Annotated in this window: 17 protein-coding genes; 9 read left to right on the forward strand and 8 right to left on the reverse strand. The window is 65.4% G+C overall.

From position 1 onward, the window contains the following. Nucleotides 1-117: 117 nt before the first annotated feature. Together M9890_11870 and M9890_11875 are read left to right on the forward strand one after the other, a co-directional pair. On the forward strand, nucleotides 118-1,743 hold the full coding sequence (locus tag M9890_11870; GenBank protein MCO5177648.1) for an amidohydrolase: 1,626 nt from the start codon (nucleotides 118-120) through the stop codon (nucleotides 1,741-1,743). Between the two features lie 44 nt (nucleotides 1,744-1,787). Beyond that, complete coding sequence (locus M9890_11875) at nucleotides 1,788-3,197, forward strand: amidase (protein MCO5177649.1); 1,410 nt, start codon at nucleotides 1,788-1,790, stop codon at nucleotides 3,195-3,197. A 734-nt stretch (nucleotides 3,198-3,931) separates the two neighbouring features. Here the strand turns inward: M9890_11875 and M9890_11880 are convergent. Then, nucleotides 3,932-4,264: a hypothetical protein gene (locus M9890_11880; GenBank protein ID MCO5177650.1), complete on the reverse strand. Its 333-nt coding sequence runs from the start codon at nucleotides 4,262-4,264 to the stop codon at nucleotides 3,932-3,934. A 1,135-nt stretch (nucleotides 4,265-5,399) separates the two neighbouring features. Here M9890_11880 and M9890_11885 point away from each other — a divergent pair. The 4 genes from M9890_11885 to M9890_11900 are packed head-to-tail and all read left to right on the forward strand — an operon-like array spanning nucleotide 5,400 to nucleotide 8,943. Continuing rightward, nucleotides 5,400-5,726 (forward strand): hypothetical protein, encoded by a 327-nt coding sequence (locus M9890_11885; protein ID MCO5177651.1) that lies wholly within the window; start codon nucleotides 5,400-5,402, stop codon nucleotides 5,724-5,726. Between the two features lies 1 nt (nucleotide 5,727). Beyond that, nucleotides 5,728-6,936, forward strand: coding sequence for an ISKra4 family transposase (locus M9890_11890; GenBank protein ID MCO5177652.1), 1,209 nt, complete (start codon nucleotides 5,728-5,730; stop codon nucleotides 6,934-6,936). Nucleotides 6,937-6,996: 60 nt separating this feature from the next. Next, nucleotides 6,997-7,611, forward strand: a complete 615-nt coding sequence (locus M9890_11895) for a TetR/AcrR family transcriptional regulator (protein MCO5177653.1) — start codon at nucleotides 6,997-6,999, stop codon at nucleotides 7,609-7,611. Nucleotides 7,612-7,650: 39 nt separating this feature from the next. Continuing rightward, nucleotides 7,651-8,943 carry a hypothetical protein gene (locus M9890_11900; GenBank protein MCO5177654.1) on the forward strand — a complete coding sequence of 431 codons (1,293 nt, stop codon included), beginning with the start codon at nucleotides 7,651-7,653 and terminating at the stop codon, nucleotides 8,941-8,943. A gap of 46 nt (nucleotides 8,944-8,989) precedes the next feature. On the opposite strand, the gene M9890_11905 is transcribed toward M9890_11900, so the two are convergent. The 7 genes from M9890_11905 to M9890_11935 form a co-directional block, all read right to left on the reverse strand. Further along, nucleotides 8,990-10,132 carry a winged helix DNA-binding domain-containing protein gene (locus tag M9890_11905; protein MCO5177655.1) on the reverse strand — a complete coding sequence of 381 codons (1,143 nt, stop codon included), beginning with the start codon at nucleotides 10,130-10,132 and terminating at the stop codon, nucleotides 8,990-8,992. Nucleotides 10,133-10,204: 72 nt separating this feature from the next. Then, a complete protein-coding gene (locus M9890_11910; protein MCO5177656.1) occupies nucleotides 10,205-10,723 on the reverse strand; it encodes a DinB family protein in 519 nt (172 codons plus the stop codon). 37 nt (nucleotides 10,724-10,760) lie between these two features. Continuing rightward, on the reverse strand, nucleotides 10,761-11,234 hold the full coding sequence (locus M9890_11915; protein ID MCO5177657.1) for a DinB family protein: 474 nt from the start codon (nucleotides 11,232-11,234) through the stop codon (nucleotides 10,761-10,763). Next, a complete protein-coding gene (locus tag M9890_11920; GenBank protein ID MCO5177658.1) occupies nucleotides 11,224-11,751 on the reverse strand; it encodes a DinB family protein in 528 nt (175 codons plus the stop codon). Before M9890_11920 ends, M9890_11915 begins: the two co-directional genes overlap by 11 nt. Nucleotides 11,752-11,796: 45 nt before the next feature. Further along, nucleotides 11,797-12,471 (reverse strand): dienelactone hydrolase family protein, encoded by a 675-nt coding sequence (locus M9890_11925; GenBank protein ID MCO5177659.1) that lies wholly within the window; start codon nucleotides 12,469-12,471, stop codon nucleotides 11,797-11,799. Between the two features lie 421 nt (nucleotides 12,472-12,892). Next, nucleotides 12,893-13,414: a DinB family protein gene (locus tag M9890_11930; protein MCO5177660.1), complete on the reverse strand. Its 522-nt coding sequence runs from the start codon at nucleotides 13,412-13,414 to the stop codon at nucleotides 12,893-12,895. A gap of 98 nt (nucleotides 13,415-13,512) precedes the next feature. Further along, nucleotides 13,513-14,712 (reverse strand): amidohydrolase family protein, encoded by a 1,200-nt coding sequence (locus M9890_11935; protein MCO5177661.1) that lies wholly within the window; start codon nucleotides 14,710-14,712, stop codon nucleotides 13,513-13,515. 515 nt (nucleotides 14,713-15,227) lie between these two features. Here M9890_11935 and M9890_11940 point away from each other — a divergent pair. The 3 genes from M9890_11940 to M9890_11950 all read left to right on the forward strand — a co-directional run. Continuing rightward, entirely contained in the window at nucleotides 15,228-15,995 is a 768-nt protein-coding gene (locus M9890_11940) for a hypothetical protein (protein ID MCO5177662.1), read from the forward strand. 381 nt (nucleotides 15,996-16,376) lie between these two features. Beyond that, nucleotides 16,377-16,592, forward strand: a complete 216-nt coding sequence (locus M9890_11945) for a hypothetical protein (protein ID MCO5177663.1) — start codon at nucleotides 16,377-16,379, stop codon at nucleotides 16,590-16,592. A 248-nt stretch (nucleotides 16,593-16,840) separates the two neighbouring features. Further along, the coding region (locus tag M9890_11950) for a hypothetical protein (protein ID MCO5177664.1) at nucleotides 16,841-17,459 on the forward strand (619 nt) is incomplete at its 3' end.

The following is a 17,459-nucleotide window of genomic DNA, read 5'->3' on the forward strand; positions in this document are numbered from 1 at the left end:
TCCCGCCTGAGACCGGCAGTCCTGATCGTCGCGCCGCGCGATTCGCAAGGGTAGTCCGCTTCGACTATCCTGCCAGTCTGGAATGCACATGATGGTGCGTGAGGACTGGAGGCGCTGGTGATCGACCTGCTGCTAGATAATGCCAATGTACTCACAATGAATCCGGCTCAGCCGACAGCATCGACCGTCGCTGTCGCGCAGGGCCGGATTATTGCTGTCGGTTCGCGCGACGAGCTCGCTGGTCTCCGTAGTCAGGCGCGACGCGTGCTCGATCTGGACGGCGCAACGCTGATCCCCGGCCTCATCGACGCTCACACCCACTTCCTGATGGGCAGCGAGTCGCTCAGTCGGGTGCGGCTGGCTGGCGTGACGACGATGGCCGAGATGCAGCGCCGCGTCGCCGAGAAGGTCGCCGCCGCCCCAGCCGATAGCTGGATCACCGGTCGTGGCTGGGACGACACGAAGCGCACGGACGTCGTTGCACTGCCGACTGCTGCCGACCTTGATGCTGTCGCGCCCGACCACCCCGTCTATCTCACGCGTGCCGACGCGCATGTCGGCTGGGCGAACTCTGCCGCGCTGCGCTTGGCCGGCATCGACGCGACCACGCCCGACCCGTATGGCGGTCGGATCGTGCGCGATGAGCGCGGCGAGCCGACCGGCATTCTGCAGGAGACCGCCAAGAAGCTGATCGAGCGCCTCATTCCGCCAGCGGACCACGCATCGCGCAGCGACGCCCTGCGGCAGGGCCTGGCGACGGCTGCGCAGTACGGCATCACCGGCATTCATGACAACACATCGGCCGAGGATATCGCCCTGTTCCAGGAGTTCCGCGAGCGTGGCGAGCTGACGCTGCGGGTGAACACGCTCGTCCGTGGCTGGGAGGTCGATCAGCCGTTCCTCGAACCGCTGATCGCGATTGGCGCGCGGACCGGCTTCGGCGACGACTGGATCCGCATCGGCGCGTTGAAGCTCTCGCTCGACGGCACGCTCGGCTCGCGGACGGCGGCGATGCTGGAACCGTACTCCGACGATCCAGGCAACACCGGCGTGCCACGTATCTCGCAGGAGGAGCTTGATCCGATCATCGAGCGCGCCCATCGTCATCACATCCAGGTAGCGCTGCATGCCATTGGTGACGCCGCCTGCCGGATGGCGCTCGATACCATTGAGCGCGCCACTGCTGCCCATCACTGGCCGAATCATCGACATCGCATCGAGCACGAGCAGGTCGTCGCGCCGTCCGATATGCCGCGCTTTGCCCAGCTCGGGGTAATCGCCTCATTGCAGCCGTGCCATGCCGTGACCGATCTGCTCTGGGTCGAGTCGCGCGTCGGACCTGAGCGCATGCCGACGTCCTACGCCTGGCAGTCGTTCCTCAAGCTCGGCACGCGCATCTGTCTGGGAACCGACTGGCCGGTTGAGACGCTTGATCCGCGCGTCGGCTTCTACGAGGCCGTGACGCGCAAGGCGCTCGACGGCACACCAGCGGGAGGCCGCCAGCCGGAGGAGGCGCTGACAATCGAGCAGGTGCTGAAGGGCTATACGCTGGATGCCGCCTGGGCCGAGCATGCTGAACAGGTGAAGGGCAGCGTCGAGCTGGGTAAGTACGCGGACTTCGCGATCCTCGCGCGGGATCCGACGGCGATTGATCCCGACGATCTGCTACATCTGGAAGTCCTCGGCACGATCGTTGAGGGCCGCTCGACCTTCGCCGGTGAAGATCGCTGGCGGGTGGAGTAGCGGCATGTCAGACGACGCACAGAACGACAGATAAGGGGTGGCATATGGCGAACGAGCTGTGGCAACTGGATGCTGTGGAGCTGGCTGGACTGATTCGTGACGGGCGCGTTTCGGCCCGCGAGGCTGTGGCGGAGCATCTGGCGCGGCTGGATGCGGTGAACCCGCAGATCAACGCGGTCGTGCCGCCGATGCTGCACGAGCAGGCACTGGCCGAGGCCGAGGCCGCCGATCGGGCGCGCCAGGCCGGCGATGCGGTCGGCCCGCTGCACGGACTGCCGATCACGACCAAAATCAATACTGATCAGGCCGGCTTGCCGACCGACAACGGCGCGCCGGTGCTCAAGGACTTCATCGCCAACGAGGACAGCGCCCAGGTGGCGAATCTCCGACGCGCCGGTGCCATCGTCATCGGACGGACCAACGCGCCGGCCTTCTCGATGCGGGCGATGACCGACAACGCGCTGCACGGCATGACGCTCAACCCGTGGAACCCGGCCATGACCTGCGGTGGATCGAGCGGCGGTGCCGGTGCGTCGATCGCGTCCGGTATCGGCGTCATCGGGCAGGGCAATGACATCGGCGGATCGGTGCGCTGGCCGGCCTACTGCAACGGCATCGTCGGTCTGCGTCCCAGCCTCGGGCGCGTTCCCGCGTTCAATCCCAGCAGTCCGGCGCGGCGCATGTCGTCGCTGATGATGTCGGTTCAGGGACCGCTGACCCGCAGCGTTCGCGATGCCCGGCTGGCGCTGGCCGCGCTGGCTGTACGGGACGTGCGCGACACCTGGTGGACGCCCGCACCGCTCGTTGGCGAACCACTGCCAAGCCCGATCCGCGTCGCGCTGGTCACGGCGGTCGACAGGATCGACATCGACCCGGCGACAGTCGCTGCCGTGCGCGAAGCTGGTCGCTGTCTGGCGTCGGCAGGCTATGCCGTCGAGGAGGTCACACCACCGGAGACGGCACAGGTCTGGGAGACATGGCACCCGCTCGGGCTGACTGATCTCAACCTGACACTGCGTCCACAGGCGCGCGAGAGCGGCGACCCGGGCATCTCGCGCTTCATCGAGTTCTGGTTCCAGCTCCGCGATGGAGCTGATCTGGCCGGCTATCTCGATGCGCAGGTCGAGCGGGATCGTCTGCTGCGCGCCTGGAACGTATTTATGGAGACGTACCCGGTGATCGTCATGCCGTCGTGCGCTGAGATCGCGCTGCCGGCTGGGAGCGACGTGCAGGATCTGGACGGCGCGCGGCGCACACTGCGGGCGCTGTCGTTCCAGCTGATCCTGCCGGTGCTCGGCTTGCCCGGCCTGGCCGTACCAACAACGCCGGTTGATGGCCTGCCGATGGGCGTCCAGATCGTGTCGCGACGCTTCCGCGAAGACATCTGCCTGGATGCCGGAGAGATCATCGAGGCGCAAGTTGGCCAGTTCACGCCAATCGACCCGCGCTCCTGAATAGTTAGAGGGTGTTATGCACATTGGGAAGTTCTCGATACCCTTGTGGGATGGAGAACATGACCCGGCTTGTCCATCGCGCGGTGCCAACGCCCAAGGGACACCCGGGCCATGGAGATCACTCCGGCTTGGAGATTGGCGTGCTGGATGCGGGGCTATACCGTGGCGCGCCGCCCCCGAAATGTAGGGGCGTATCGCATACGCCCGGCCAGAAACTGCTGACCATACAGGATGGGCACCCGGGCGTGGTGTCTGCCGGTTGGGGCAGGTTGAGGCCAAACGGGCGTATGCGATACGCCTGCTATCGAGAACGCTGTCAACCTGTTACAGCATCGTCGTTCCTGCTCGTTGGGTTCCCCAACTGTGCGTGAGGGTGTGGCAGCGGGCGCGGTCGGCAGTGGGGCCCGGCGCATCGGTCGACGGTCTGTCAGCCTGCTGCTATCCGTGGTTGGGTACCACCTGACACTGACTCCGTCAGGCACTTCCTCAACTACAAACGCGCGTCCAGCACACCAGCTGGCGCCGCGCGGGGCATCAGGGTGCTCGCATGAAGCCCGTGCCCGGTCCCCACTATCGACTGCGTCCGGTGCCACACCCGCTCAGTCTCAATCTGCCAAACGTGTCACTCGCGCTGATGACGATCCTGCGTCGTCGCCAGGAACTGTGCCTGTCGTTTGCTCTGCAACCACCTGCCCCAGTGCCCGACACGTCGACCAGTTCATGAGCGGCGGCCGTCACCGCCAGCGGTTTGGGCTTGCCACGCTCAACCAGCCGCCAGTAGCGGCGATGCGAACACGCCCGGCACTGATGGCGATGATCGCCGGATCAACGTTCCCGTTGGCGGGTAGCCAATCGCGCTGACCGCCGGGACACGGTGCATGATGGGCGGCCTCGACCAGGACATGCCGCGCACGGGTGGCCGCAAACTGCTGATCCCGCCCTGCCGCCATAGTCTCCGCGAGGCCTCGGTCGGCGTCAGCCGCGTAGCGCATCGCTCGCGGATGGTCGAAGCGACTCGGATCGCCCAACTCGATACCGGGTGGCAGCAGCGACCGGCTCCATCCCATCGCCACTGATAGGCGGCAGCCAGTTCAGCGTGGCGGCTGGCCTGGATCGCCGTCGCGATGGCCAGCTCCAGCCACTTCGAGCCGGGCTTCGGTCTCGGCCAGCGCTCCCAGGTGCTCACACAAGACCGTCTGTTGGGCACTATGGGGCGGGACCAGTCCGTGTAACCAGCTCCGATGCTTACCGGTCAGGCAATGACTCCCTCAGCGGGGTCACGTCAGGGCGCAGCAGCATCCCACTGATACGGCTGGCGCAGGTCACGTCCTGACGGGCGGCGTGGCGGGCACGGGCAGGTCACACGGCGCACCTAACGTCGGCTTCATCCGGCACCAGACCATCGTCCAGATAGCGCCCGAACAGCGCAGCCCAGCTGGCGAGCATAGCGTCGGTCGGTTGACTTGTCACCAGGCCGTTTCGGGACCAGCAGGGCTGTCGGCACAGGTGATCCCCCATTCTTGTCAGGTTGTCGCTGGAGCGTGTAGCTACGGCTCCAGCTTCGTAGGCAACCTCTAGCGTCGTGAGGATCCCCCAGCGAGCCGCTGATCTTGCGGACTGCCTCGGGGCGGGTTCGGAATGGTAGCCACGACCTGGCTGGTTCCCGGCCGGGCGTGGCGGCGGCGAAAGGTAATGATCGTCTCCTTGTGCACGTCACAACCTGACCGTCGACTGATACGTCGATACTATCCTGATTCGCTAACGTCGCGAGATCTAAAGCGCGTTGATCATGCTCTTTGAGTTCTCCTAAAACGACACTCTTGATGTCCTCTGCCGGTGGCCGGTACGCGCGTGTTGCTGGACGTGCCGGATAGCGCAACTGACCGAGCTTCCCAGTTGGCTTGTCGGCGATGATCTCGCTGCCGAGTACCGTGCATACGGCAGTGACCATTTCGCGCGAGAGTGACAGGACCGTGTCGAAGGGGTCGGTATGAGTTGCTGCGAGTTCGTGTCCAGCCTCCGACGGGAAAAGTGGGTTCAACCGTTCAATGCGCTGCACCTTGGCCCAGATGCGAATCCGCTCAACGGCTTCAGGCTGGGTGTGCGTCATCGTTTGGCGTGGTGACGGAGGTGGAGAGCAGGCGTAAGCTGAGGCGGAGATCATCGTCCAAGAATCGTCCAAGAAGAGTTGAGGAGCCGACGATGCCGCACGAGCCATCAACCACGCCGCTGTTTGCCGCGATTGAAGCGGACTTTCTCGTGTGGCGCGCCGCGCACCCTGCCGCCACGCTGACGGAGCTGGAGATCGAGCTTGACCGCCGCCTGCGGGAGGGACGCGCACAATTGCTCAGCGTGGCCGCCGAGACCACACCGGTCCCGGCGGGTGTCTGTCCTGATTGTGGCCACGCGCTGGTAGCGCATGGGCAGCGCGTGCGGCAGGTGGTGACGCAGGGAGACGAGTCACTCACCCTGGAGCGACCATCGCTGCGCTGTCCGGCCTGTGGGGCCGGGCTTTTCCCCCCTGGATGAGGTGCTGGAACTCCTGAGCGGGGTGGCCTTCACCCCCTGGCTCGTTGAGAGCATCGTGCGGCTGGGAGCACTCATCCCCTTTGGCCAGGTCCCAGCACTGCTGCGGCATTTCACAGGCGTCTCCGTCAGTGTGGCGACCGTCCGCCGTCTGACCGAGACGGCTGGTGCCGTGCAGGAGGCCGGAGAGACACGGGCCGTCGACGAGCTGGAGCACGCGCTGCCGGACGCGCCACAGGGACCGCCAGTGCAACTGCTCAGTGTTGATGGGGCGATGGTTCCGCTGGTGGGTGGAAGCTGGGCCGAGGTGAAGACGCTGGCCATTGGCACGGTCGAGGCTGTCACGCCAGCAATGGGGACAACCACCGGAGAGCGACCCGCTGCACCGATGGTACAGACGCGGGAGTTGTCGTATTTCTCGCGCCTGGCCGACACAGACACCTTCACCCGTCTGGCGACGATTGAGACGCAGCGGCGGGGGACGGAGACGGCCCGGACGGTGGTGGCCGTCACCGATGGTGCCCGCTGGTGTCAGGGGTTCATTGATGTCCAGCGCGCCGATGCCATCCGGATTCTCGACTTTGCTCATGCGCTGGAGCATCTGGGGCAGGTAGCCCAGGCCGTCTATGGAGCGGGCACGGCGACAGCCAGCGCGTGGCTCGGTCAGCAGGCGCACGCGCTGCGCCACGGACAGACCCTGGCGGTGCTCGATCGGCTCGCGGCCCTTGCTGCGGCACCGCGCTGCGGATCGGAGGTGCGCACACTGATCCAGCAGACCCACGTCTATCTGGCGACGCGCATGGAACAGGTGCGCTACGACGTCTTTGTTGCAGCGGGATATCCGATCGGGAGTGGATGTGTCGAGAGTGCCAACAAGCTGTTGGTTGAGGCCCGGCTGAAGGGCAGTGGGATGCACTGGGCGCGTGACAATGTCAATCCGATGCTGGCATTGCGCGCCCTGGCGTGTAATCAGCGGTGGCAGGAGGCGTGGCCAACCCTCTGGCAGGCTTGGCGGCGTGCCGTGCACGACCGTGCCAGGCAGCGTCGTCAGGCCCGTCGTGCGCGTGACCAGGAACCTCCATCGGTCGTGGTGGCAACTCCGCCCTCTGCCGTCGTCGTTGAACAACCCGCCCGACCAAAGACCATCGTCAACGGCAAGCCCACCAAAGATCATCCGTGGCGACGTTCCGCTCCCTTCCCCGCCAAACGATGACGCGCACCCCTGCCATACGACCTGCTAGACACTCGCAATATTCATGTTAATATCGTTTACATGAATCAACCACAGATGCCGGAGACGAGGCGCTCCTATCGGATGGAGGCTCGCGCTGCGCAAGCTGAGCAGACGCATCAGCGCATCCTGCGCAGCATGGTGGACCTCTTTTCGGAACGCTGGGTGGGCGACATCTCGCTGGCCGATGTCGCCGCTCGCTCGGATGTAACTGTCCAGACCGTACTACGCCGCTTCGGGAGCAAGGAGGGGCTGATTGCTGCAGCGGGAGAGGCGTTGCGGCAGCAGATCGAGGCGCAGCGCGGGCAGGCTCCAGTTGGAGACGTTGACGGTGCCGTTGCCAATCTCGTCGAGCATTACGAGGACGTTGGCGATATTGCACTGCGTGCCCTCGCGCAGGAAGGGACGCATGCGTCCATCCGCGTGTTGACCGATCGCGGCCGACAGGTTCATTACCAGTGGGTCGACCGGACGTTCGCGCCGTGGCTGGAGAAGGTCGCCGACAATGACCGTGCGACGCTCCGGGCCCAGATCATCGCAATCACCGATGTCTATGTCTGGAAGGTCATGCGTCGCGACCTGCAACTATCGCGTGGCCAGGTGGAATCCGCGCTCGCCGACATGCTCAACGGCGTGCTGGCCGCAACCTCACGATGACGTACCACATCATTCTGGATTCAGACTCAGGGGGTAACCATGCAGAACACCATAGCGGATCACTCCCGGCGCTTCCTGTTCGTCCTGTGGAATGGCGGCGGCAACGTCCCGCCGCAGTTGGCGATTGCCCGGCGGCTTGTTGAGCGCGGCCACGATGTACGCATTCTCGCCCCGCAGTCTCTGGCGCAGCAGATCGCGGCTGCCGGCTGTGTCCATGTGCCGTATGTCCACGCTCCCGAGCACGACAGTGCCTCGCCGGACACCGACATTCTGTGCGACTGGCAGGCGCGCACTCCGATTGGCGCAGCTGCGAGCGTGCGGGATCGCCTGATGGCCGGCCCGGCAGAACTTTTCGCCCGCGATGTCGTCGAGGCGGTCGAGCGCAACCCCGTTGATGTGGTCGTCACTGACTACATGCTCCTGGGCGCGTATGTCGGTGCTGAGCGGGCGGGACTTCCGTTCGCGGCACTCATCCACCATATCTATCCGCTGCCGGACCCCGCGCTTCCGCCATTCGGGTTCGGCCTGCAACCAGCCAGACGTGCGCCGGAGCGCCTGCGCGAGACCGTTCTGCGGCGGGCGTTCGCACGCTTCTACGGGGCCGCCCTGCCGCCGGTGAATAACGCGCGTGTTGCGCTTGGTCTTCGCTCGCTCGCGTCGATTTTCGATGTCTTCGCCCAGCCGGACCGCGTCCTCGTTCTGAGCAGCCGGGCGTTCGATTTCCCGGCGTCCGCCTTGCCTGACACGGTGCGCTACGTCGGTGTGCAGCATGTCGACGAGGCGGCGGAGCGTTGGGACGATCCATGGAGTGCCGACGATGCGCGCCCGCTGATTGTCGTCAGCTTCAGCACGACCTATCAGCGCCAGCAGGAAGTCTTGCAGCGGGTCACGTCGGCGCTCGGGGAGCTGCCGGTGCGTGCGCTCATCACGGCTGGGTCGCTGGCTGATTCGCTGGTCGTACCGGCGAACTGTGTTGTCCGCGCCTGGGTTCCGCACGAGCAGGTGTTCCCATCTGCGGACCTCGTCGTCACGCACGGTGGGCACGGGACGGTGACCACGGCGCTGGCGCATGGCGTGCCGGTGCTCTGCCTGCCGATGGGCCGCGACCAGGCAGATGTGGCGGCGCGTGCGATCTGGCGCGGCGCGGGACGAGCGCTATCATCCCGGTCGAAACCGGCAGCAATCCGGACAGCACTGGCGCAGATGCTCGCCGAGCCGCAGTTCCGGGTCGCGGCGCAGCATGTGGCGGCGGCGATGGAGCAGGGAGTTGGCGAGGCCCGCGTCATCGACGAGCTTGAGGCGCTTGGTAGGGTCTTCGCGGTGTCGTCGTGAGACTGCCTGCCGGGCGTATCGAGGCAGCGTGACATTCAATTCACGCTCACCCGCCCGCCAGCAGGCGCGGTGTTCCGGGCAGCGGCTTGTCCCACCAGTGGTTGTAGCGGCGGAAGACCTGCGGGTCGCGGGCGGCGAGGAATTCCTGCAATTGCTCTGCTTCGGCGCTGAGCTGTTCCCAGACGTCGTCCGAGAGCGGCTCGAACGCCATCGCCTCAATGCCTGCTTCGGTCGCCCGCCAGATGCCGACGACGTAGCCATCGACGAGCAGCGTCGGCAGCACGTCGCCGTTGATGCGAATGACCAGCTTGCGGTGCTCCGGCGGGATGATGCGGTCGCGGACGGAGTAGGCGAGCAGGATGTTGTCCCACATGCCCAGCAGGCGCGGCGGTGCCGGGGTGTCTTCGTCGGGAGTTGGGGCGTTGGGCACGTCGTAAAGCGGCTTGCCATCCGGCCCTTCGATCTCGATGACCTGATCGTGGAGATCCTTCAGCGCTGCCCGGACCCGTGAACGCTGCACCATCGCGAACAGCGCGACGTCCGCAATCGAGGCGGGGCCGAACGCTGCGAGGTAGCGGAGCGTCAGGGCTTTCATCCCGTCCGCCGATGCCGCTTCACCCGTCGCCGGGAGTTGCGGCGGTGCGACGAAGCCGCGTTTGCCGCCGAACGTCCATGTTGCGCCGGACGGCACATGCAGCAGCGGCGAGTATTGCCGCAATCCCCACCATGCACCCGGATGCGCGGCGTCACCGAGGCGCTCATTGACCCAGGCTTGCAGCTCGTCCGCCGGACGTGGTTCAGCCGCCTGCTCCAGCAGCTCAGCGACCAGTGCGGCGGTCTCTTCCTCGCCGATTCCGCTGGCCACAAAGCGGCGGTCGCGCAGGCGGGCAGCGTGAATTGTTGGCTCGCTCGCCTGTCGGAAGATCGGGTAGTCGTCGATGTGGATGGCGTGCAGGGTCATGCGGACGGCGTTCGACTTGACGACGCGCAAGTCAGTAAACGCCGTGTCGAGGTCGGCGGCGTCAAACTGGTCCAGCCGGTTCCAGAGCGCGAGGTAGGGTGAGGCAGGCTCCTGAGCCTGCAGGGCGACCAATTGCTGCACTGCCGTATCGAGCGGCACCACCTCGCGTTGCAGCAGCATCTGACGGCTCAATGTGGCGCGATTCAATGCGCGTTGGCTGAGTCTCATGCTGGATTCGTCCGAGTGATTCGCTTCGCTGTTGCGTCGTTGTGCATGTTGTCCGTTTCCATGGTGAGTGGGTTACGACAGTGTGTCGGGCGGATCGTGCCCGACCAGTCCGTCGACCGATTCGCGGATGAGGTCGGCGTGGCCATTGTGCCGCGCGTATTCCTCGATCATGTTGAGCAGGACATAACGCAAGCTGGGCACGCCAACCTGCGGGCTGTCCAGCCCGCGCGTCGCCAGCGCTGAGTTGATGATCGTGCGAGCGCGCGCGACGGCATCCTGCCAACCGGTGTAGAGATCTTCGGCTGTATCGTCGCTCGCCGTGCGCCAATCCCAGCCGGGATCGGCGTCCCAATCGACGGCGTTCCACGGCGGCAGCTGCTCGCGGCCCTGAATCCACTCGGCCGACATGTCGTCCTCGAACCGCGCCAGATGCTTCAGCATGCCGCCGAGCGTCATCGCGGAATCGCCGAGCGTCGCTTGCAGGCCGACGCTACCGAGCCCGCCGGACTTCCAGGCGAATGTCGCGCGCTGTCGCTCGAGGTATCCAAGCAGGGTGCTCGCTTCGTCGCCGGCGATTGGCGGCTCAGTCATCGCTCCGACTGTCCTCTCAGGTGTGGTGCGCGACGGGTCACAGCCGCACGTTGGCTGCGCGCGCCATCTGGCGGATGTGCGGTCGTTCGTGGACGACCAGGCGTTGGGCGAAGGAGCGCACTGTGCGCTCGATCGGCCTTCCGGCGCCGGTAATCGTCGCTGCCCGGGCGTATGCCTCCGGCGGCAGTGGCTCCACGATATTCATCAGGTTGCTGCGCTGTCGGATAAATGCATCCAGCGATAGGTGGAACTCCAGCTCGCGATAGTTCGTCTGTTTGATCCAGCGGCGCGGACTAACCGCCCGGATCGTCGGGTGATCCTCGCTGAGCAGCTGCTCGATACAACTGCCCCAGACATCGGCGCAGGCGCGCAGGTGAGCGAGGATATCGACGGCAGACCACTCGTCCGGCGCGGGGGCCGCGCGCAGCTGCTTCGGCGTCGCATCGATGCCGATGATGGCCATCTGCAGCGGCGCGTTGCGCAACCGATCCAGAATCTCGTCAAGCTCCATTTGCCTGCCCGCCTTCGGGCTCTCTCCTTGTCGAGTCGATCCGGCCGGTGAAATGCTCCCACTCCTGCGGATCGCCATCCCACAGATCGCTGACGCCGAGGCGTACGAGGATGTGGCGCGCTTCGGAGCGGTGCAGGGCGTTGTGCAGGATGACGTGCGGGATCGTGCTGCCGATGGACTGCATATAGCCGAAGTGGTCGACGAAGGTATCGTCTAGCCGTCTCTCGTCGCGCGCCGTTCGGGCGGCGTCGGCGAAGAGCGCGTAGTTGCGATTGTGGCGCTCGATCAGCTCAGCGATTGAGGGCGTACCCTCGCGATCCGGTGGGGCGGGTTGACCGAGCATCTGCTGTGTCCAGGAGTTGATCGTGGCAATGAGGTGATCGAATGTGTCACGGAGCGTTTTCTGGCCGATGTCGAATGTCTGGTCGAGCTGTGCGTCGGTGAGGTCGCGGCTCTGCTCCAGGTAGGCGTTCGTCGCCCACTGGTCGTGGCCGAGCATGCGGTCGAGCAAATCCATCGGGTGCCTCCTTGCGTGCCTGTCGTCAACGGGGGAGAGGGTTGTTCAGCTGAGCTGTGCGTTTAGAAACGCGATCGTGCGCTCCCAGGCCAGCGCGGCGGCCTCGGCGTTCCAGACGTCGGGCCGGTTGGCTTCGAAGAACCAGTGGCCAGTGTCGGGGTAGACATGGAACGTCACATCACGGCCTGCCGCGCGGATGCTCTCCTCCAGCGCGCGGACGCCATCCAGCGGCTCGAAGTCGTCATGCTCGGCGAAGTGGCCGAGGTAGGCAGCCCGGGCGGAACTGAATTCACCACCACCACCACCATAGAAGGTCACGACCGCGCCGATGTCCTCCGGACGGTTCTGCGAGAGCCACAGCGACCAGTAGCCGCCCATGGAAAACCCGACGACACCGAGTGCTTCACCACGCACGGCTGGCGAGTGACGCAGCTCATCGACCGCAGCGTTGATGATCGCCTCGGCGACCTCGGTTGACTGGTCGTGCACATCGACCAGCGCCTGCGCCTCGGCGATGTTGGCGGTCGTCGCGCCATCGGGATACAGGCTTGGCGCGAGCGCGACAAACCCCGCGTCGGCCAGCCGATCGCAGACGTCGGCAAACGTCGGCGTCAACCCCCACCAGGCGTGCAAAACGAGGACACCCGGACCGCTCCCACTCCCCGGCGTCGCGAGGTATGCGCGACTGCCCCCCGGCCCGTTCTCGATCCATTCACCCATGCACACCTCCGTACGTACATCGAACGTCCGTTCTAGTGCAGGATACGGGACGAGTACGGATTTGCCAAGAGGTCAAGGGTTGGTCGTCGTCGCCGATACGTTCGTAGTGGGCATGACCCGGCTTGTCCATCGCCGTGAGGCGGTCACACCCGCGCCGATTGATCGCAACCTCGGTGTATCGCCACCACATCGGCACAAAAATGCAGGGGCGAATCGCATACGCTCGTTTCGCCCCTGACCCGTTCCGACCGGCAGCCACCACGCCCGGGTGCCCATCCTGGATGGTCGCGTTTCTGGCCGGGCGTATGCGATACGCCCCTGCATTTGGGGGGTGGCGCGGTGCCGAAGCGCAGATGTCCGACGACTGCTGTTCGGCACGCCAACGCCGAGCCACACATCCAGGACGGTAATCTCCCCTGGCTTAGATCGGCGATCCCTTGTGGCCGAGTGCGCCGCTGAGTGCCGCAACCTCGCCGCTGTGATGGCACAGATGCCAACCGATGACGTTGCCGATGAAGACACCGAGCGGCATATCGCCGAATGACCCGAAGGTGATCGTGCGATCAAGATCCTCTGCAGAGAGCGAGCCAATGTACTCGTCGACTTCGGCGGCGACGGCGGCGTGGTAGTCGCGGAAGGCGGACATGTCGGCCTGCTTCAGCGCTTCCGACAGGTCGTCGCCAATGCCCAGCGTTCCGTCGCGTGTGATGCCGGTCTTCTCCGCCCAGTTGTCGCGATCGTAGATCGGCTCCTGGTCGCGGACGCGTTGATTGATCAGGACATCCTGCATCATGGAGCTGTGGGCGTAGATGGACGCGATCGACTGGATCGTTGCGCCATCAATTCGATGATGCCACTCGTCGGTGCTCAGTTCGGCGGTGGCGAAGTTCATGACATTACGGGCCTGATTGAGCTGTTGCAGGACCACGGACGTTGCATCCATATGCGTGACTCCTTTGTGTGACTCCTTATTCCCGAGCGGACGGCTCTGCTATGGATCACCGTAGCACCTTGTGTCCGCCCGTCAAGGATTGCGTGCCCTCAGCTGCGGACGATGCCGTCCTGAATAACGTGACGGACGCGCCGCAACGCGGCGAGATCGGCGGTCGGGTCACCATCGACCAGAACAAGATCGGCGCAATAGCCAGGGCGGATCAACCCGATCTGATCGTCGAGGTCGAGGATACGGGCTGCATCTGCGGTCGCGGCACGGAGGGCAGCGCTGCGTGTCATGCCACCGCTGACGAGCGCTTCGATCTCGTCCACCAGCGCCGGGTGCGGCGTTTCGGGGGATCCGGCGTCCGAGCCTGCGCCGATCAGCACGCCGGCCGACCGTGCATCGGCGAACGCCTGCTGGTGTCGCTCGATCACCTCGCGCGCTTTGGCCCGCGCATAGGCTGGGATGGCAGGGTTCTCGGACAGATTCTGGTAGACGTACAGCGTCGGGATCAGCGCCATCCCGCGCTCGGCCATCGTTTGCGCCTGCTCCGGCGTCAGGAAGTGGCCGTGCTCGATTGTGTCGATGCCCGCGTCGATGCTGTTCTGAATGCCCTGGCGGCCGATGGCGTGGGCGGAGACGCGCACGCCACGACGGTGCGCCTGGTCGGCGATCGCTCGCAGCTCGTCGGGCAGCAGCTCAACATCATCGACCGACTCGCCCTCGGGTCGTCCATAGACCCCACCGGTCGCCGAGACCTTGATGACCCGCGCGCCGGCGAAGAGCTGGGTGCGCACCGCCTTGAGCGCCTCGACCGGTCCATCGACCGGCATGCCCCAAAAGGGGTCGTGTCCGCCGGTCATGACAATCGTGCGTCCGGACGCAATGACCTGCGGCCCCTCGATCCAGCCTCGCTCGACCGCCTCGGCCAGCCGGATCGCCTGATCGTCGATCGAGCCGAGATCGCGCACCGTTGTGATGCCGGCGCGCAACGTCTGTCGCGCGAACCCGACGCCCTTCAGGAGCGTCTGCTCCGGCGACTCCAGCGCCAGCGATCGGACCGGATCGTCGCTGCCATCCCAGATGAGATGAACGTGCAGATCGATCAGTCCGGGCAGGAGCGTCGCACCGTTGGCTTCGATCAGGGTGCCGTGCGCGTTGGCCTCCGCCTGAATGGCATCCGGGATCTGCGCTGGTTCAGCTACCTGCTCGATCCGCCCGTCACGGACAACGACGCTGCGCGGACCACTCAGCAGATCCTCGCCATCGAACAGCCGGACTCCGTGGATCAGTAGCAGACTCATCACGCAGCTCCCCTCAGTCGAGATCATCGGCCGGACAGGTGCAGGATAGGCCCGGAGAACCGAAACGAACAGGTGCGGGTTGACGCGCGGGCGGCAGACCGCTATTCTGCGCGCGGTCCGTCGGAGCGCGCGACGCCTCGTGTCGCGGTATCGATGGTGGAACAGGGGGCCGAAGATGAGCAATACCATGGGCGCGAATCGTGCCACTGCCACCACAACTCAGCTGCGCGGATTTCAGCCGATCAGCCACTAGGCCACACCCAGACACGCTGAACTGAACCGCACCAGGTGCCCGGCACCGGGTGTTGCGCTGTGTACGCGCGTTCTGGTCGGCTGCGTCCCACATCTCTCACGTATTCGGATGACCTGTCATGGGTCACGAGCGGAACCGGCCCGTTGCCGGTCTGCCGTTGCATGTCTGCACGCCTGTGCAGCCGTTTCAAGGAGGTGCTGAATGGCGATCACCAGAGACACGCTGAAGCTGAAAACAGACGAACGCATACAAGGAGATCATTGTGTCGATCGAGACATCTCCGCGCGATGGCGCGCTCGTCCCCGAACTGGCAGCGCTCCTGGAGGAGCGCCTCATCGTTGAGATCATGCAGCAACTGAAGAGTGGCAAGGAGGCGACTGCCTGGGTCTGCCGAGGCGGACCGAGCATCGGCGGCGGCCTGGTCGTCGCCAAGGTCTATCGGCCGATAGTAGAGCGCGGCTTCAAGAACGACGCCGTCTACCAGCACGGACGCTGGGGCGGTGACAAGCGCATCCAGAGAGCGTTTGAGCAGAAGTCGCGGGCCGGTCGAGCGGCGCAGTTCGGCTCGTGGATCGCCCACGAGTTCGACACGCTCCAGCTCCTGTCGACAGCTGGCGCGGACGTGCCTCGACCGATCATCCGGGGCGATAGCGCGCTGCTGATGGAGTACATCGGCGATGAGGACGGAGCGGCCCCGCTGCTGCAGCACGTCCGCCTGCCGCGCGATGTCGCCGAGATCGTCTTCGCCCGTCTGCTCGACAACGTCGCGCTCTTCCTGGCGCACGATCGGGTGCACGGCGACCTCTCGCCCTACAACATTCTCTACTGGTCGGGGAAGGCGACGATCATTGATCTGCCGCAGGCGGTCGATCCGACGCTGAACCCGCACGCCGAGGAGCTGCTGGCCCGCGATATCGCAAACATCTGCGCCTGGGCGCGGCGTCAGGGCATCACTGCCGACGCAGCCAGAATTAGCGGCGATCTCTGGATGCAGTACCGCTTCGGTGGCCTGCGGGCGGCGTCCAATTGAGCGGTGCGAGTAGTGCGCGGGCCGGTCCGTGAGGTTGCATCGCACCCGGCACAGCCGTATGATGGGTGATGCTGAGGGTATGTCAGACGGTCTGACGTGCCCTGATTTCCCGCCAATGGGACAGCGCCGCAACTCATGTGAGTTGCGTGTTCGATCCTCGTGGAGGTGTTACTGGTTGGACGGTAGTTCGTCCCGTACCACAACCGAGCCGGCCGAACCCTGCCGGCAATTCGGGGGAACCGGATAGGCTACCTCCCAGACGCATCCACTGTCTGGTGAACTGCTTCCGCCCCCGGTACGCCGGGGGTGATTTGTGTCCGGGCTCGGTCTCGACAACATCGCAGTGTCGTTGTGCCGAGGCACATGGACCAGGAGGCAGCCATGACCAGGACGGCAGTCCGCCGCCACGTCGACCTTGCCGACGGGCGGCTGGTGATCCGCAAGATCGTCGTTGAAACAACCGAATGTCGCGAAGCAGCACCCGCTGCCGAAACCGTCGCGACCCTCGCCACCGACCAGCCCGAACGCGCCGCCCGCCTGCGTGGCCTGCGCCCCGGCAAATACGCTGTGCGCGTTCGCAAGACGCATCTGATTTAGGGACCTCACCCTCCCCGGCCCTCCCTCTCCCGTGGGGAGAGGGAGGGTGTCGTGGTGCGGCGGGGTTTGGGTGCCGTGTTGAGAGTGTTGGCAACCGTCGGACCCCTCTCCCAGCCTCTCCCCTGTGAAGGGAGAGGGGCAAGAAACGGCAGCCATTCCATCAGCACAACGACACCCCCTCTCCCCACGGGAGAGGGGGCCGGGGGGTGAGGTCTGTCGCATAATCCCCCACAGAGGGAGGTGCACGCATGTGCGATTTCAGCAATGTCAGTGACGATACGCCGTTTGGATATATCGTGGATACGCCGGAGATTCGGGCGCTGATCGATGAGACGCGGCGGCTGATGGCCGAGATACCGACTGATGCCGAGCGCGTGAAGGCGCTGGAGCCGGCGTTCTCGCGGCTGCTGGCCGCCGACGGCTGGCTGCCGACCGAATTCGCCAGCCCGGACGAGACGAGTGGCATGGGCGGCGGTATTGGGCAGTACGCACTCTATCGTGCCGAGGACGGCTCGCTGGCACTCTTCTCGCTCGTCGTCCCGCCCGGCGCGACCACGCCCGTCCATGACCACCTCGCCTGGGGTCTCATTGGCCTCTATCGCGGTCGGCAGGGTGAGACGGTCTATCGGCGGCTGGACGACGGCAGCGACCCGGAGCGGGCGGCGCTGGAGGTGGTCGTCGAGCAGGAGGTTGAGACCGGCGAGTTCTTCGCGCTTCTGCCGCCGGACGGCGACATCCACAAGGTCACGACGATCTCCGACGAGCCGTCCGTCTCGATCCACCTACTGGCGAACGACACTGCCTGCGTCTGGCGGCACCAGTTTGAGCCGGAGGCCGGCACCGTCGCCGCGTTCCGCTCCGGTTACT

Source organism: Thermomicrobiales bacterium (assembly GCA_023954495.1).
In the GTDB taxonomy this organism is placed as follows: Bacteria; Chloroflexota; Chloroflexia; order Thermomicrobiales; family CFX8; genus JAMLIA01.

Bases quoted from the DNA above. Each gene is read 5' to 3' on its own strand.
- M9890_11885 (MCO5177651.1), top strand. From the start codon at position 5,400: ATGCCGCACGAGCCATCAACCACGCCGCTGTTTGCCGCGATTGAAGCG.
- M9890_11920 (MCO5177658.1), bottom strand. From the start codon at position 11,751: ATGGATTTGCTCGACCGCATGCTCGGCCACGACCAGTGGGCGACGAAC.
- M9890_11875 (MCO5177649.1), top strand. From the start codon at position 1,788: ATGGCGAACGAGCTGTGGCAACTGGATGCTGTGGAGCTGGCTGGACTG.
- M9890_11945 (MCO5177663.1), top strand. From the start codon at position 16,377: ATGACCAGGACGGCAGTCCGCCGCCACGTCGACCTTGCCGACGGGCGG.
- M9890_11905 (MCO5177655.1), bottom strand. From the start codon at position 10,132: ATGAGACTCAGCCAACGCGCATTGAATCGCGCCACATTGAGCCGTCAG.
- M9890_11925 (MCO5177659.1), bottom strand. From the start codon at position 12,471: ATGGGTGAATGGATCGAGAACGGGCCGGGGGGCAGTCGCGCATACCTC.
- M9890_11900 (MCO5177654.1), top strand. From the start codon at position 7,651: ATGCAGAACACCATAGCGGATCACTCCCGGCGCTTCCTGTTCGTCCTG.
- M9890_11895 (MCO5177653.1), top strand. From the start codon at position 6,997: ATGAATCAACCACAGATGCCGGAGACGAGGCGCTCCTATCGGATGGAG.
- M9890_11915 (MCO5177657.1), bottom strand. From the start codon at position 11,234: ATGGAGCTTGACGAGATTCTGGATCGGTTGCGCAACGCGCCGCTGCAG.
- M9890_11930 (MCO5177660.1), bottom strand. From the start codon at position 13,414: ATGGATGCAACGTCCGTGGTCCTGCAACAGCTCAATCAGGCCCGTAAT.
- M9890_11910 (MCO5177656.1), bottom strand. From the start codon at position 10,723: ATGACTGAGCCGCCAATCGCCGGCGACGAAGCGAGCACCCTGCTTGGA.
- M9890_11935 (MCO5177661.1), bottom strand. From the start codon at position 14,712: ATGAGTCTGCTACTGATCCACGGAGTCCGGCTGTTCGATGGCGAGGAT.
- M9890_11880 (MCO5177650.1), bottom strand. From the start codon at position 4,264: ATGGGATGGAGCCGGTCGCTGCTGCCACCCGGTATCGAGTTGGGCGAT.